General features: G+C 67.3%; 11 protein-coding genes. 6 read left to right on the top strand and 5 right to left on the bottom strand.

Annotated features, from left to right (window positions below; genetic code table 11):
• Positions 1-277 precede the first annotated feature (277 nt).
• The 3 genes from ABD301_RS06000 to ABD301_RS05990 form a co-directional block, all read right to left on the bottom strand.
• Positions 278-1,534 (bottom strand): MFS transporter, encoded by a 1,257-nt coding sequence (locus tag ABD301_RS06000; RefSeq protein ID WP_344307903.1) that lies wholly within the window; start codon positions 1,532-1,534, stop codon positions 278-280.
• On the bottom strand, positions 1,531-4,269 hold the full coding sequence (lanKC, locus tag ABD301_RS05995) for a class III lanthionine synthetase LanKC (protein ID WP_344307901.1): 2,739 nt from the start codon (positions 4,267-4,269) through the stop codon (positions 1,531-1,533). Before lanKC ends, ABD301_RS06000 begins: the two co-directional genes overlap by 4 nt.
• Positions 4,270-4,389: 120 nt before the next feature.
• Positions 4,390-4,569 carry a hypothetical protein gene (locus ABD301_RS05990; RefSeq protein ID WP_163569741.1) on the bottom strand — a complete coding sequence of 60 codons (180 nt, stop codon included), beginning with the start codon at positions 4,567-4,569 and terminating at the stop codon, positions 4,390-4,392.
• 282 nt (positions 4,570-4,851) lie between these two features.
• Here ABD301_RS05990 and ABD301_RS05985 point away from each other — a divergent pair, with 282 nt between their 5' ends.
• From ABD301_RS05985 to ABD301_RS05960, 6 genes are read left to right on the top strand one after another with little or no spacing between them, the layout of a single operon-like run.
• Positions 4,852-5,913: a radical SAM protein gene (locus tag ABD301_RS05985; protein ID WP_344307900.1), complete on the top strand. Its 1,062-nt coding sequence runs from the start codon at positions 4,852-4,854 to the stop codon at positions 5,911-5,913.
• Positions 5,906-6,562 carry an iron-containing redox enzyme family protein gene (locus ABD301_RS05980; RefSeq protein ID WP_344307899.1) on the top strand — a complete coding sequence of 219 codons (657 nt, stop codon included), beginning with the start codon at positions 5,906-5,908 and terminating at the stop codon, positions 6,560-6,562. Before ABD301_RS05985 ends, ABD301_RS05980 begins: the two co-directional genes overlap by 8 nt.
• The gene (locus ABD301_RS05975) at positions 6,549-6,749 is read left to right on the top strand and encodes an aroma-sacti cluster domain-containing protein (protein ID WP_163569742.1); all 201 of its coding nucleotides are present in this window, start codon (positions 6,549-6,551) and stop codon (positions 6,747-6,749) included. Before ABD301_RS05980 ends, ABD301_RS05975 begins: the two co-directional genes overlap by 14 nt.
• A 12-nt stretch (positions 6,750-6,761) precedes the next feature.
• Positions 6,762-9,710 carry an ATP-binding protein gene (locus ABD301_RS05970; RefSeq protein WP_344307897.1) on the top strand — a complete coding sequence of 983 codons (2,949 nt, stop codon included), beginning with the start codon at positions 6,762-6,764 and terminating at the stop codon, positions 9,708-9,710.
• Positions 9,707-10,534 carry a S8 family peptidase gene (locus ABD301_RS05965; RefSeq protein ID WP_344307895.1) on the top strand — a complete coding sequence of 276 codons (828 nt, stop codon included), beginning with the start codon at positions 9,707-9,709 and terminating at the stop codon, positions 10,532-10,534. Before ABD301_RS05970 ends, ABD301_RS05965 begins: the two co-directional genes overlap by 4 nt.
• Complete coding sequence (locus ABD301_RS05960) at positions 10,531-11,085, top strand: GAF domain-containing protein (protein ID WP_163569746.1); 555 nt, start codon at positions 10,531-10,533, stop codon at positions 11,083-11,085. The genes ABD301_RS05965 and ABD301_RS05960 overlap by 4 nt, the downstream gene beginning before the upstream one ends.
• A 61-nt stretch (positions 11,086-11,146) precedes the next feature.
• On the opposite strand, the gene ABD301_RS05955 is transcribed toward ABD301_RS05960, so the two are convergent.
• Together ABD301_RS05955 and ABD301_RS05950 are read right to left on the bottom strand one after the other, a co-directional pair.
• On the bottom strand, positions 11,147-12,880 hold the full coding sequence (locus tag ABD301_RS05955) for an AfsR/SARP family transcriptional regulator (protein WP_344307892.1): 1,734 nt from the start codon (positions 12,878-12,880) through the stop codon (positions 11,147-11,149).
• 128 nt (positions 12,881-13,008) lie between these two features.
• Entirely contained in the window at positions 13,009-16,350 is a 3,342-nt protein-coding gene (locus ABD301_RS05950; protein ID WP_344307890.1) for an ATP-binding protein, read from the bottom strand.
• Positions 16,351-16,463: the final 113 nt, after the last annotated feature.

Here is a 16,463-nt window from a genome sequence, read left to right as displayed (position 1 = left end):
GGAAAATCCCGCCCCGCCACCGGTCTTTGGTGGCGGGGCGGGATTTTCCGATGGCTGGTAGACGAGACGCCGCACCCTCACAGACACCGCTCTTAACCAGGGCGCCCATCTCCCCAGCACACACCGCTTTCAACCGGGCCGTCATCTCCGCAGCACACACCGCTTTCAACCAAGGCGCTCATCTCCGCAGCACACACCGCTCTCAACCAAGGCCGCACCTCCCCAGCACACACCGCTCTCAACCGAGGGCCCCTCGCCCCCGCAGTAGACATCGCTTTTAACCAAGGCCCTCGCCGCTAGACGTCCCGATGGGTTCGGCGGGGGTAGGGATAGTGAAGGCGAGTACGGCGAGGGCACCCTGCGCCAGCGCGAAAAGGCCGGCGGTGGTGCCGAAGGAGAGTTGCGAGAGCAGGATGCCGGCGGCCAGCGGGCCGCACGGTTGCAGGATTTGGGCGAGGAAACTGCTCGACGCGGTGACTCGGCCGTAGATGTCTTCCGGCACCACTTTGGCCATGATGGTCGCGAGCACCGCCCCGATGACCGGAGTGAGCAGGCACAGTGCGGAAAACGCTGCGACGAACGGGATGACCCCGCCACCGGCCCAGGCGATCGCCAGCAGGACGGCACTCATGGTGGGGCCGGCGGCGAGCACCACCGAAAGCGGCAAACGGCGTTTCGCGTACGGGGCGATCAAAGAGCCGGTCAGGCCGGCTATTCCGGCGAAGCTGACCGCCACACCGGCCGCGGCGGCACCGCCGGCCTGGCGGGCGGTGCCCAGAATCAGCGCATAGCCGAAGGCCGAGAAAATTACGTTGGCTAGCGCGAAATACCCCGAAGACCAGCGCAGGAACCGGTCTTTGACCAGATATCGCCAGCCGGCCGCGATTTGCGGTAAAAACCGCTCGCGGCGGACCTCGGCCGTACGCGCGACCAGCCGATTTCGGGCCAACATTGCCACGCACAGCGCGGAAACCCCGAAGGTGAACGCGTCGACGGTGAAAGGTGCCCAGGGCCAGAGAGCCATCAGCGGTCCGGCCACCGCCGGTGCGGCGATGCTCGCGCCGTACGCACGCGCCTGGTTGAGCGAAACCGCCGTCCCCAACTGCTCCCCCGGCACCGCTCGCCGGACGATTTTGCTCTGGCTTGGCTGGAAAATCTCCTGCGCGGTGATCGACACGACCACCAGCCCCAACGCCACCAGCAGCGGCAGTCCCCAAACGAAGACGCAGAACGCGACCGCCGCGACCGCGACCAGCCGGGCAAGGTCACAGCCGAGCATCAGCCGGCGCTGATCCCAGCGATCGGCCAGATAGCCGGCTGGCACTCGGACCGCGAGGCCTACTATGAGCATGGCGGTGCCGATAATTCCAGCGGCGGAAGGAGAATAGCCAGCCGCCAACAATGCCAACGGTACGGCCAAAGATGTCATCGACGAGCCGAAATCCGACAGCGCCTGACCGATCCACAGCAACCGAAACTGCCGGTTGCGCCGCAGCGGGACGGTGGTGGCCACCCGCCCCGCCGCCAGCGTCATGCGTCACGCTCCAGCAGGTCGTCCAGCACGAAGTTCGGGTTGGTCCGGGCACCCGGCCGGGCCCGCCGCAGACGATCGAGGAACAACGCGACGCCGGCGGATCCGGAAGCGAGGTCGCAGCTTTCCCGCATGACCTGTTCTCCCGGGAAGACAATGCCTTCCGGCCGCTCGGTGGCATTGCACAGGACGACCGCGGCGGACCGCTGCGCGTCACCGAGCAACTCCGGATCGCCGAGGAACTCGTACGCGTCCAGCAGCGCGTTGCCGATGCCGCTGGCACCGTGGAAAAGCTGCGGGAAGGCGACAAACTTGTGCCGTACGTCCGGCAAAATGTCCTCGATCCACTGCCGCAACGCCGGATCTCCTGTGACGTGGTGATAACGAAGGAGCGTGGTGAGGACGCCGGCGGTGCCCTTGTCCCAATACTGGCGCAGACTTTCCGACGGCTTGCCGTCGGTCGCGACCGCGGCCGGGAAAGACAAAAAGCCGCTAGGCGTCGGTTCAGCGCACGAGAGATCGAAGTCCAGCGCCGCCCGGCCGAGCGCTAGCACGTCCCGGTCACCGGTGGCCGCATGCAGGCCGAGCAGAAACATCGCGACACCTGAGGCACCTTGACCGTAACCGATGATAGTGGTGTCCTCGTCAACCGGCCAATGTGCGCGATCGTCCTCGCGGACCGCGGTTTTGGCAAGCTGTGCACCGATTTCTCGGGCGCGGTCGAGGAACTCGGTCAACCCGGTGTCTCGCCAGAGCCGCAGGCAGGCCATTGCGTGACCGGCCGATCCGGCCAGAATTCCTGGCTCGTCCAGTAAAAGCGGATGCTCACCAGCGGTACGCAGGGTCTGGACGGCCAGCTCCTGGTGGCCCATCGCGGACAGCGCCCAAGCGACTCCGGCGCTCCCGTAGTAGAGACCGGGTGGCATCGCATCGTGTCCGGTTGAGTGTCGTAGAGCCCACGACAGGAACGGATCCGAGACCTCCGCGCCCAGTACGTGCAAGGCATAGAGAGTCCCGTACGCGCCGTACGCCAACGAAAGCGGGTTGGTTTCGAAGACCAGCAGGTCGGAGGGGAACAAGCGGTCCTCGCGGCTGAGATCAGCCGTCGTACACATGTATTCCACCACGCCCTCGAGCGTCGCGTCGATCCGTTTGTGCAGGCTGTCACTGGAGATTGGATCCGGCACCAGCGGCTTCGCGAGTGGTGGAGCGGTTTGCCAGGCGGTGCCGAACGGAATGTCCGCGATGCGCTTGCGAATGACATCCGGGTCCGGCAGCGGCGCGTCCTCGTCCCGCAAGTCCTCGATCAACGAAGTCAGCTCGACCGGCAGGTTCAGGTCGGCGGCCACTTCTTTGAGCAACTGACGGGGAATATCCCGGTTGACGGCATCGACCTGGGCGCAGACCAACACACAGCTGAGCAGTACGCCACCGAGGGCGTAGTAGTCGGACCTGCGGTCGCCCGTCTGGCTGGTGGCGGCTTTCTTAGTCACCATCCCCCATGTGCACATCCGGGCGCCCTCGTCGACGCCCTCGTGGAAGGCGCATTCCAGGTCGATCACCTGAACTTTGTCGTCCGGTGTGACCATCACGTTGGTCGTGGAAAGGTCGCCCAGCACGATGCCCCGCTCGTGGGCGACCGCGACGGCCTCGGCGACCTGCAACCACAAACCACGGAATCGCTGGTAATACTCGGTGAGGCTTTCCGGACTCAGATCGAGGCTGTAGACAGGATTCTGGGTGATGCTGAGATACCCGATGTGGGATCCCTCAATGTATTCCTGGGCGACGAAGGCGTGCTCCCACTGGGTGAAGAAGGAAATCGGTCGTACGAACAGGCCGGTGTCAGCAAGGTCGCTCAGCAGGTCGTACTCGTGGCGCAGCAGATCAACGGCGTCACGTCCTTTCGGCCCCACCTGCACACCCGGCCGTGCCTCCCGCAACACCACCTCGGCACCTGCCTCGGTGTCGATGCCCTTGTAGATGCCACCGCGATTGCTGAAGCTGATCGCGCTCTCGACGGTGAACCGACCGCCCGCCAAGGCGGTGGTCTCGCTGTCGATCTCCCTACTGGGCGCGAATTTCCGGGCCACCGGGTCGTCGGCCCAGTCGGGCATCGACCAGTAGGGAGTGCGCAGGTCACGGACCAGGGTGCCGTCCGGCTCGGCGATCATCAGCTCACGCAGTCCGGTCGGGCGCAGCTTGGGCAGGCTTTTGAAGCCGCCATAACGATAGAAGACCACGCGTGACCCGGGATAGCGCCGGTCGGAGAGAATGTACGGCCCCTCAAAGCCCGCCAAGGCCTTGGTCAGATCTTCGGCAACAGCGTGGAACTGCTGCTCATCGGCTGGGTAGACGGCGATGAATTTCCCGCTCGAACCTCGGCCGTAGGACTTGCCGTTGGCCTCCATAAGCGCAGCCGGGTCCATCAGGAATTTGAAGCGTACGCCCGCATCGCGCAGCACCGGCAGGGCCAGCCGCAAGGTGTCGGCACCAGTGCCGGAGGTCGCGCTGACGTGCAGTTTCCAACCCTGGTCCGGCATCGGGGTGTCTGGCGGCTCCGCGATCATCCAGTAGCCGTGCCGACGCAGCGGCCAGCCGCCGGGCATGATTTCCCGATAGTGCCGAAGAAAGTCGCTGCTGGGAGATCGCCGGGTGAAGTTCTCGAACCATCGCGGATGGTGCGTCATATAGGACAACATCTGTTCCCAGTCGACCAGCATCGCGGCTCGCCCCATTCCTCGAGGTTCGGTTTTCAGATCGTCAGGTGGTCTTGCAGAGGCTCATGCCCATAGACGCGATGTGGGGAGCCGTGTCGAAAGACAGGCTCCCCACCCCGCGTGTCCTGTTTCGGTGCGTTAGCTGGCGGTGCAGACGGTCCCGGCCACACACGAGCTGCAGCTCATGGCCGGTTCGTTGAAGCCGGGCGCGCCACCCTTGTCGGTGTCGAGCTTCTGCAGGCCCAGCACGCCGTGCGCCTCGACCTCGTCGGCCTCGGTGGTCTCTTCGGGCTCCGGGGCGGTGTTCTTTTCGGACATGGCGAGTCCTCCTTGTTCTGGCGGGGCACCGGCCTGCTCTCACCGGTACTGGCCGCCAACCTAGGAACGTCCGGTGGAGATTCGGTATGCGCTCGGTGAAAACCCAGCTAGCCGCCTATCTCGATGCGTCGCAGGACTCGCGCTGGCCCGCCAAGTGGGCCGCTGATCTGCGGATATACCGAGCTTTAAGCGGCTGACAGCCGGCCACACGAGACTAGGACGTGTCTCCTCATCCACCTGGAATGAGGAGACACACCCTAGGCGCGGTGAGGGAGGTGGGCGATGCGGCTGGCTGAAATGATGGCCCTGCGTCAGGTGATCGGCGCCGGCGCGCTGGTGACGGTGACCGAGCGGTGTCCACTCAGCTGCGCCCACTGCGCATCGGCGGCGACTCTCGCCGGCCGACAGCTCGACGCGACCGCGCTCCTTCGCTTCTTGTCCACCTTCACCGCGAAATGCCGTCCCGAGGTGCTGATGTTGACCGGCGGCGAGCCGCTGACCCGGCCACGGCTGGTGGTCGAAGCCGCCCGGCTCGTACGGTCCGCCGGCACTCGTACGGCAGTGCTCTCCGGTGCGTTTTTCGCCCAGGGCAAAGGCATCCCGCCATCCATCCGGGAGGTCGCCCGCGCTGTCGACCATTTCTCGCTGAGCCTGGACGTTTTCCACGAACGCGAGGTAGCCCGCGAGAACGTCTTCGGTGCTTTGCATGACCTCCTTCGGTCGGGCGTAGCGACCAGTCTGCACGTGGTCGGGACTGGGCCCGACGACCCGTATCTGGCCGAGGTAAGCGAGGAAGTCGTCGCCCGTTTTGGCGCGGCCGTACCGATGTTGGTCAGCGAGCTGCGCCCCATCGGCCGCGCGGCCGCCTGGGCGCGCCGGCCCGCGCTGCCGGATCCCACGCTGGTGGCGCCCTGCGCGATGGCGGCCTGGCCGGTGATCACGACAGACGGACGGGTGACCGCCTGTTGCAACCAGGCGGTGGTGGATGGTCGTACCCGCCCAGATCATCTGAGCCTGGGCCGAATCGACACCGCGACCTGGCCGGCTGTCCTGGAGAGAGCCAAAAACCTGCCGATGCTGCGGATGGTCCGGACGGTTGGGCCACTGCACATCGCCAGCCGTACGGCCGAACCTCCCGACGACTACTGCACAACCTGCCACCGGCTCAGCGACTCGCCGGCCGCGACGCAATGGGTGGCCAAGGCCGACGGCCCAGCCGGCGAACTGCTGGAGGCGGCCGCGATCCGCCGTGGACTGGCCGGTGGACCGGCGGCTTTGCTGCGCAGGCACGGAAGCGGACGATATTCCCACCTGGTCGGCAGCGCGGAGGCAGCGGATGAATGACCTGCGAGCGGTGCTGGAGTTGGTGACGCCGGCGATCCAGCGAAGTTCGGCGGCCCTCTGGCAACCAATGGGGTTACGGGAACGGTATTCGCGCTACCTGGCCGAAATGCACGCGGTCCTACGAGCATCGGTGCCGTTGATGGTGATGGCCGGCGCGCAGACCACCAACCCCGTGCTGCGCGACTATTTCGCCGAACATGTCGAAGAGGAACTCGGCCACGACGACTGGCTGCTCGACGATGTGGCCGCCGTCGGGCTCGACCCCGACGCGGTACGGGCCAGCCCACCGTCGGCGCTCGCGGCGCGGCTGGTCGGACCGCAGTATTACTGGATCCAGCACTACGACCCTGTCGCGTTGCTCGGCTATCTGGCCGTACTAGAGGCAAACGCCCCTTCCGCACTGCTGCCCGCCCTGCTTTTCGAGCGAACGGGTCTGCCGGCGCGAGCTTTTCGTACGCTGCGCCATCACGCCGAGGTCGACGGCGGACACAGTGACGCCGTCTTCGCGATCCTCGAACAGCTCGATCCGCCACCATCGCATCGATTCGCCATCCGCACCAGCGCCCTGCATACCGCGAGCGCGCTGATCGCCCTTTTCGACAGTTTGAGCCGTCCGACCGGAAAGGATCAGCACGATGACCGATCATGAGGCCAACCTACGTACGCTCGCGGATGCCGGTTTCCCGATGGACACGTTCACCGATGAGCAGCTGGCGGTTTTCGCTGAGCTCACGCCCGGAGAACTCGACCTCATCGTCGACATCAAGGCCCGGTTGGACGCCGTCGAGCCGGAGGTCCAGGCCCATGCCGCGGTGGCCGGCGCGGCGCTTTTCTAGGCAGGCAAAGAAATGCATTGCGTCGCCTGTGCCGCCGCGCTGCCGGCAGCTGCCCGGTTCTGCCCGTCCTGCGGCTCGCCGTGTCCACCTACGCCGGTTCCTCAGGTAGAGCGCCGAAAACTCGTCACCGCGTTGTTCTGCGATCTGGTCGGCTCCACCGAGCTTTCCGGCATCCTGGAGCCGGAAACCCTGAGATCGGTCGTGCTGCGCTATTTCGACGTGATGCGAGACCAGATCGAAGCACACGGTGGGCTGGTGGAGAAATTCATTGGGGACGCGGTGATGGCCGTTTTCGGGATCCCGACAGTGCATGAGAACGACGCGCACCGAGCTGCCGCGGCCGCGTTGGACATGGTGGCGGCCCTCGCCGAACTGAACGAGGATCTCAGCCGAACCCTGGGCTGCCAGCTGGCCGTACGAATCGGTATCAACACTGGAGAAGTCGTTGCCACCGCACAGGAGGGCACGAACGAGAACCTGGTGTCCGGCGAGGTCGTCAATGTGGCCGCGCGACTGGAGCAGAACGCCGGCGTCGGCGAAGTGCTCATCGGTCCTATTACCCGCGAACTGCTCGGCACCGCCGCGACAGTCGACAAGCTCGGTCCGGTGACGTTGAAAGGAAAGCGGGACGCTGTCGCGGCTTTTCGTTTGACCAGCCTGCAACCGTACGCTGTCGATGGTCACCGAGCGGCTTTTGTTGGACGCGAAAGCGAACTCGGGCGACTGCGGGCGGCATGGGCGGGCGTACGCGACGGCCACGGCGGCCGGCTGGTGACGGTTTCCGGCGAGGCCGGCATCGGCAAGACCCGGTTGCTCCAGGAATGGCTGGCCGGTCTACCGGACGGCGAGGCGCTGGTCGGGGCCGGCCGCTGCCACCCGTACCGCGACGAAGCCAGCCTCACCCCACTCGGGCAGGCGTTGCGACAGATCTTGGAAAAGGCTGAGGACCGCAGCCCGCTGGAGCATTCGGATCACGTACTGCGGACCGGCCTGTTGCACGACGGCACTCCTGGACGGTCACCGGAAAGCACGTACGCGGCGACGGCCGCGATGCTGCGCGGGCTGGACCGGCCGGTCGCATTGCTGTTCGACGATCTTCAGTGGGCGGACCAGATGTTGCTCGACGGCATCGCACATGTGGCCACCGCGCTGGAAAAGGATCGCGTGCTATTGCTTTGTTCAGGGCGCGTCGAGACCACCGTTGATCTCGCTCTCGCTCCACTGTCCACAGTGGAGGCGCACGAGCTGGCCGCTGGGCTGCTCGAACTGCAGTTGCACGGGCCGGACCTGCTGACCCGGGTGATCGAACGGGCCGAGGGAAATCCGCTCTATCTTGAACAACTGCTGGCAATGCTGGAAGAGGGGGCCGATGCCGACGAACTGCCGGCCACGGTGAACGCCGTGCTGGCCGCGCGCATCGATGCCCTGCGGCCGGCAGAGCGTACGACATTGTGCGCGGCCGCGGTCATCGGCAGGCAGTTTGTCCCGGCCAGGGTCGAGGCGCTCAGCGACACGGTGGCGCCGCTGGCCGAACTGGTACGACGCGGCCTCATCGAGCCGGTACGCGGGCAGGACGGGTGCTATCGATTCAGCAGCGGGCTGCTTCGGGAGGTGACCTATCGCGGCATCAGCAAGAGGCGCCGGGCCGACTGGCACGAGCGGCTGGCGGACACCCCGGGGACCGGCATCGCCACCGAAGGCCACCATTTCGAGCAGGCCTATCTGCACCGCCACGAGCTGGGGTTACGTGACGAGCGGACGGAAATCCTGCGGAGCCGGGCCGCGCTGGCCCTCACCGAGGCAGCCCGCACCGCACTCGCCCGCGCCGACCTCTCCTGGTCGGCGGACCTCGGCCAACGTGCGCTGCGACTGTCCACAAAGGACGACTTGTGGTGGAAGGCGGCCGCACAAAGCCTGGGCGAGACGTGGCTCGCGACCGGCCGGACCGTCGACGGCGACCAACTGCTGAGGGAAGTCATGGCCGCGGCCGGCGACGATCAACGAGCGTACGCACATGCCAAATTGCAACTGGCGGCGCTGCACCCGGAGTCGGGCGTCGGTTCGGCCGCTGAGATCGCGACCGAGGCACTTCCGGTTTTCCAGGCAGCACAGGACAATCTCGGACTGGCGCGAGCGTATGTCCGACTGGGCCAGGAACAGCAGACTCTGGGCTCGTACCGAAAGGCCGATGATCTACTGGAGGCTGCCTTGCAACATTCGGTCGTCGCGAAGGCTGCCCCAGAGCGGGCGACCGCGCTCGGCGCCATCGGAATTTCGCTGTGGCAAGGCCCCACTCCGGCCACCGAGGCGGTCCGACAGTGCCAGGACCTTCTCGTACGTTACGGCAGCGACCACGATATCGTCGTATTGACGCTCAACTATCCACTGGCCAACCTCTTCGCATTGCAGGGCCTCGACACCGAAGCACAAGAGTGCCTGAACACGGCAAATCGGTTCGCCCGCGACCTTGGTTACGCCGAAGCGGCGGCCTTTGTGCCGTTGTTCACCGCGGGAGTCGAGGCATTGGCCGGGCGGTGGGAAAAGGCCGAGATGCTTTTGCGAGAGGCGATCGCACAGTGCCAGGCCACCGGGAATGCGGGGCTGCTGATCAATGCCTCCCGCGACCTCGCGAGAGTGCTGGTACGCAACGGAAAGCGGCCCGACCCAACCCTGTTGGACGGCGGCGATGATTTCCCGCCCGCCGAGGCCGCCGATCATCTCGGCGCCCGGGCGATCACCGAGACCGACGCCCGGCTAGCCGTCCAGTTGGCCCGTGCCGCGGTTGCGGCAGCCGAAACGACCGACTCGCCCATCACCCGCGCCACCGCCTATCTCGACCTCGCTCAGGCCTGTCGCTCGGCCGGTGTGCCCAGCACCGCGGCGAAAAGGGCGGCCGAATGGTTTGGTCGCAAAGGCCATGTCGTTGGTTGCCAAGCTGCCGCAGCGATCGGAGCAGTATGACCCGCCAACTCAGCTGGGGCCTGCGCGGCAAAGGTCCGGCGGACATTCAACTCCCCGCGGTCGAGATTGACCGGGTCACGCCCGACTGGGCGTGGGGTGGTTCTCGCGGCGCGGGCATCCGAGTCTGCGTTATCGACAGCGGGATCGAAGGCGACCACCCGCTCGTCGGTCCGATCACTGCGTCGTACGAGGTTTTCAACAGCACTGACGGACCGCAAGTGCGTCCCACCGATCATGTCGACACCTGCGGGCACGGGACCGCCTGCGCGGGCCTCATCCGCGCCTTCGCGCCGGACTGCGAGCTTTACAGCGTACGAGTGCTGGGCGAGCGGTTCAGCGGCACCGGCAGTTTCATGCTGGCCGGGCTGCGCTGGGCCGTGGAGCAGGGCTATGACGTCATAAACATGAGCCTTTCTACTACGCGAACACAGTTCGCGCATGAGCTGCACGAGCTGGCAGACGAAGCGTATTTCCGTCGCACGGCGATCGTCGCGTCGGCTCACAACACGCCAGTCGTCAGCTTTCCGTGGCGGTTCTGCTCGGTGCTGTCGGTCGGCAGTCATCAGGAGCAAGATCCGAATCTGTATCTTTACAACCCGTCACCGCCGGTCGAGTTTTTCGCCCAGGGCCAGGATGTGCGAGTGGCGTGGCCCGGCGGCGGCACCACCCGTACCACCGGCAACAGTTTCGCCACCCCCCGAATCGCCGGACTTTGCGCACTCACCTTGGCAAAACACCCACAGCTGACGATTTTCCAGCTCAAGACCGTGCTCTACCTCGCCGCGGCGAACGTGCACGCCACCGAAGAAGGAGACCAGCCGTGACCCACAATCTCGCGCCAACGGCCGACGCCGGTACGCGCGCTCTCTTGCAGTCGGTGGTCGAGGTCGCGAAGGCCATCTTCGGCGCCGCCGCGAGCTCGGTCTTCCTACTCGACGAGCCGGCCGGCGAGCTGGTTTTCCAGGCTGTCGCGGGCGAAGGCGAGGACTTCCTGGTCGGCACCCGAATGCCGGCGAACCGTGGCATCGCCGGCTGGGTGGTCAGCTCCGGGCAGGCGATGATCGCCGACGACCTGGCCGCCAACCGATCTTTCGCCCGAGACCTCGCCGAGTCCACAAAATACGTTCCACAGGCACTGATGGCCGCACCCCTGCTCTCCGACGACGACGTGCTCGGGGTCCTGCAGGTGCTCGACCCGGCACAGCAGTGCCGTTCCGACCTCGGCGACCTGGATTTGCTGTCCCTGTTCGCAAATCAGGCCGCGACGGCGATCCGCGTCGCGCAGCCGTGCCCCCGCTGCACCGAACCGTCGGCCAGCTACGGCCCGCAACTGGTCGACGAGTTCCTCCAATTCCTCAGACAGAAATCGGCATAGCAGTGTGCTGTCGGTGTGGTCTCGGACGTTGAGTGCGGCACAATGTCCCACACTCGATGAGCTAAGCGAGTTTTCGGCAGAACCAGTAGGCGAAGGCGGGCATGTCGTAGCGGGCGTAGCCGAGGCCGACTTCACGGTCCGGCGCGGACAGCAGATGGCACTCGAAAAGCGACTCCAGTGCCCGTACGCCCGGAGCTGGCAGCGCGGCGATCACTTGGTCATGCTCGAAAGGCGGTGGTGGGAGCCAGGCGACAGCGTGGTACGCGGCTTTCTGCAGTTCGGTCAGATTGCGGTAGAAAGCCTCGTACCGGGGCCGCAGTTCCAACTCGCCCGCCGCCATCTCGTCGAGGACGCAAGGTGAATCCCGGAACCGAGCGGAGTAGTCCAACAGTCGCAGGTGCCGCAGGGCGGTCAGTTTCGCGCCGACGATGCGTACGGCCAAAGGCAAACCTTCGCAGCAGTCGAGGATTTCCGTCGCTGAGCGGCGATCCGCGAGCACTCGGCCGCGGCCGGCGATCCGGCCGAGGAGTTCGACCCCCTCGGTATCGGTGAGGGGCGGAAGGGTAACCCGCAGCACGGATTCGACACCGCTGAGCCGATGTCGGCTGGTCACGATGACCCCGCTGGTACGGCTGCCGGGGAGCACCGCCCGAACCACGTCTTCGCGTACGGCGTTGTCCAGCACCAAAAGCAGCCGCCGGCGAGCGATCCACGACCGCCATCGGGCCAGCGCCGACGACGGCGGGCAGACCTGCCCGCCGATTCCGATCAGGTCCAGCAGTTCGGCGGCTACCGCGGTCACACTTTTCGGACTACCGTCGGCCTCCGCGAGGTCGAGCATGACCTGACCGTCCGGAAAATTGTCTCGTACGAGGTGTCCTATGTGGACCGCGAACGCCGACTTGCCGGATCCGATGGGGCCGGATACGACGAGGACGTTCACCGCACCGAATCGCTCGGCTACCTGGTCGATTTCGGCTGCCCTGCCGACAAAGTCCGGCAGGTCGCGGGGCAGTTGGTTGCCCAGCGCCAACGGCCGAGTCGCCGGCGTACGACCGCTCCCGCTGATCACCTGGCTGTAGGTGAGCGCCAACTCCGGGCTGGGATCGATGCCCAGCTCGTCCGCCAACGCCCGTCTCACCAGCCCGTAGTGCGCAAGCGCCTCATTCGCGCGACCGGCGCTGGCCAGCGCCCGCATCCACAGCCCACCCAGCCGTTCTCGCAACAACTGCGAGCGTACGTGCCCCGACAACACGTCCAGCACGGCCGCGCAGTCGCGATCCAGCTCCAGCTCGGCCCATTCCTCCAGGGTGGAAAGGAAAAGCTCGTACCGCTGGGTCACTTCGGCGGCAAGGCAGGGCTCGTCGCCGAAGCCGCCGAAGTCGCCGAACGGCTCGCGCCACAGCGCAATAGCCTGACCAAAAGTCTCGAGTGCCACCTCCACATCACCCTCCCGCAACGATTGCCGACCATGCTGCGCGAGCCGCTCGAAACGCAAAAGGTCACATTCGTCCGGCCCTATCTGGAGACGGTAGCCGCGGCCGACATATCCTAGTCTGTCGCCAAAAACCCGGCGCAGTTTGCAGATGTACACCTGCAGGTTCTTCCGGGCCGTACGAGGTGGGGTATCCGCCCAGAGCGCGTCGATCAGCTCTCCCACCCCGACCACCGAGCCCGCCCGGCAGAGCAGCAAGGCCAGCAGCAGGCGCTGTTTCGGGCCACCGGTGTCGGCGGAGATTCCGCCGGAGATAACGGAAAAAGCACCAAACGTGCGGCATTCGATAACGGGCGGCACGGCTGGCGATCGCGAGTTTGGAGTACAGATGGTGGCAAGGGAGGTCCGCATGGTCGAAATCCCTCCGTATCCGCAGGCGGCACGAGCGTGGCCGGCCGGGATTGGAAAGGGATAGGACACCGATTGGATCAGTACGCGGCGAGTTCGGCGAGTTTGGCCTGCGAACGCTCCTGCCAGAGCAGGCAACCCATCTCGCCGTTATGTCGAACGGCCTTCTGCAGCAACGAAATCGCGAGTGTCATATCGCCCGCAGCGGCAGCGGACGCACCGAGAAAATGGTCGATGGAGCCCCAACACAGGATCGCCGAACCAGTGGTAACCGTGCGGCCGGAATAGGGCAGCAGCCGCTCCAACGCGTGCCGGCTCGACTCGGCATCACCGCATAACGCCCACGTGTACGCGCGTACGGCCATCTGCATCAGCCACAGCCAGTCCGGCGGCGGCTCCGGCAGCCGGCCGGCCGGCGGGCACTGCTCGCGGGCCTGCGCGAGCTTGCCCTGCAGCGCGGACACCAGACCGAGATGCTCAGCCGAAACCGGGCTGGCCAGGTCCTGATGGCCCCGCAGCGCGGCCTCTGCTTCCTGGTATCTGCCCTGGTCAAGCTGCCAGGACACGAGTTGCGCAGTGAGCGCCGGCTGGTCGCCCCAGACGGTTTGGTGATGCAGGTCGTACGCCTTGCGGGAGAGCCGGACGGCCGTCTGCGTACGCCCCGCGAGCCCTTCACGCATGGCCGTCCACCAGCTCAGATGCACCTCGACCTCGACCAGCTGGGTGCGCTCGTTCGCCACCGCGCAAGCGTCGATGTCGGCCTGCGCCGCGGCCATGTCACCGGCCTCCAGCCAAGTCAACGCCCGGCGCAGCAAAACTCGCGGCGCCCAGTCCGACGTGACGCCGGCGGTGGCCGCCAGCTCGACCTGCTCTCGTACGATCTCGTGCCGTTCGGTCAGCGTGTCGGGATGCCGAATCGCCTGGTGACGCAGGTGCAGCGCGCGCAGCAGCAGGTCGGGATCGGCGATCCGGCGAGCCATCGCGACCGCTGCCGCGGACGGCCGATCCGGCTCCCGGCCGTCCGGTCCGACCTCGAAGTACTGCTCGGCCGCGACCGCCGCGAGGCACAGGCAGCGCAGTGCCGAGTCGTCCGGCGGCAACTGACGCAGGGCCTCCCGCAACGCGTCGACGACCGCGCGGTCGGTGGCCCGGTATTCCCGCATCGACCAGAACGACTCGGCGCTGTAGGTGGTGGCCGCGACCGCGAGAGTTTGTACGTCGTCCAGCTCGCGGGCCAGCCGGATCGCCCGCCCGAGCGCGGCGGTGGCCTGCTCGTGCAATCCGGCCCGGCAGCTCGTGCGCCCCAGTCGTACGAGCAAGTCCAGCAGCCGGGCGGTGTCGGCGGCGGACCGCGGCACGGCGTACCGGTCGATGGTGTCGATCACGGCGGCGAGCAGGGTGGCCGCGTGCGCGTGGGCGTGCATCCGGACGGCCCGGTCGGCCGCCAGCCGGCCCGCGTCGATCGCCTCCTCGGCGTGCCCGACCGCGGCCGCGGCCAGCCAGTGGAACGCCACCGCCGACAGCACGTCGTCCGCGCCATCGGGCGTGTGCGGCACGTATTTCGCCAGCGCGGCGGCGATTCTGGCGTGCCACCGGGCCAGCCGGAGCTGCGAGACCGCGGCCCGGAGGGTGTCGCGTACGAGCGCGTGGCTGAAGCGATAGCGCCCGACCGCGCGTCCCTCCGTCACCAGCCCCCACTGCAGCGCCGCCTCCATCGCCTCCCACAGCGCATCCTCGGACAGGCCACAGACATCCGCCAACACGGCGGCCTCGAACTCCTCCCCGATCACCGCCGCGGCCAGCAGGATGTGCTCGACCTTGCCCGGCAGCCGGCCCAGCCGGTGCTGGATCAGGTCGCGGGTGCCGTGTGGCAGCGCCTCGGCCAGCGACACCGGCCCGACCTTGGGCAGCAACCGGGCCAGCTCCACCACATGGAACGGATTTCCGCCCGAACGCCGGTGAATCACTCGGGCCGCGTCCGGGTGCTCGGCAGCGCCCGGCTGGCCGGCCAACACCAGCTCGACCTCGTGCTCGGTGAGCCGGCGCAGCGGCCAGCGGGTCGCCCACCAGCCGGTCAGCTGCGCGACCAGGCCGGCGACCGGGCCGGCAAGATCGGCGCCGTCGCGGCTGGCGGCGACCACCAGCAGCGGCAGCTCCGGCAACATCGTGGTCAGCACGCGCAGCACTCGTACGGTGTCCAGGTCTGCCCAGTGCAGGTCGTCCAGGACCACCAGCAGCGGCCGGAGTCGAGCGGCTGCCGCTACGACCTCAGCGATGGCGGTGTGCAACTGCGCGCGGTCCGCCACCCGACCCACGTCCAGCAGCGCGCCAAGGCCGGATTTCGCGGCCAGCTCACGTAAAGTCGGGCCGCCCTTGTCCAGCAGCGTACGCAACACGGACACCCACGGCCATAACGCGGAGGTGCCTTCGCCGTCCGGGCAGCGGCCTAGTACGACGGTGAAGCCGCGCTCCGCGGCCGTGCTGGCCGCCGCCTCGGTCACCCCGGTCTTGCCGATGCCGGGCTCGCCGGTGACCAGGAACAGCCGGCCACGACCTGCGCTGGCCGACGACAGCGACTGCTGCAGCGCGCGCAGCACGTCCTCGCGGCCGGCGAGGCTGACCGCCGGACCCGGATCGGCCGACTCCGGCCCGGTTCGGGCCAGGTCCAGGTCCACGTCCTGGTTGAGGATCGCCTGCTCCAGCCGGCGCAGCGTGGGCCGCGGCTCGATGCCCAGGTCGGCGACCAGAATCCGACGCGCCTCCCGCAGCGCGGCCAGCGCCTCGGCCTGCCGACCGCTCCGGTAAAGCGCCAGCGCCAGCATTTCCCACCGGCGCTCGCGCAGCGGCTCGGCCGCGACCAGCAACCGAAGGCCGGCGGCGGCTCTGGCCGTACGCCCCGCGGCCAGCTCGGCCTCGGCCCGTTCTTCCTGCGCGGCGAGCCGCAACTCCTCCAGCTCGGCCGCCGCGGTGGCCGCGAACGACGCATCCGCGAACTCCCCGAAAGCCGGCCCGGTCCACAGCTCAAGCGCCCGGTCGAGATCGTTGAGCGCGTCCAGATGACGGCCGTGCGCCCGCGCCGACGCGGCCGACGCCACCAGTTGGCGGAATCGCAGCGCGTCCAGCTGGCCGCTCTCCACCCGCAGCCGGTATCCCAGCGGCGAGCTGGTGAGAACGGTTTCGGCTCGGGGCGTACGCCCCGGCTCCAGCGCTCTTCGGAGATTTGCCACGTACGCACGCAAAGTCCCAATCGCACTGGCCGGCGCGTCAGCGCCCCACACGGCCTCCACCAACCGCGGCACCGGCACCGCCGCGCCTGGTTCGACAAGCAGCGCGGCCAGCACCCGCCGCTGCTTGGCGCCGCCAAGATCGACAGCGTGGCCCTCGGACCGCGCTCCCACCGAACCGAGCACGGTCAGCCACACGCTGGCAATCCTAAAGCGCGGGGCCCGACAAAGTGGTCAGCTCTCTGGCCAAACTGGGCCGCCAACCGGCCGTCGGAGCGAGATCCCCGGCCAGCGCCTGCTCGAGCTTGGCC

This window comes from Fodinicola feengrottensis (assembly GCF_039530045.1).
GTDB classification, from domain to species: domain Bacteria; phylum Actinomycetota; class Actinomycetes; order Mycobacteriales; family HKI-0501; genus Fodinicola; species Fodinicola feengrottensis.
The sequence above is the reverse complement of the archived record's forward strand: the minus strand, read 5'-3'. Positions and strand labels throughout refer to the sequence as shown.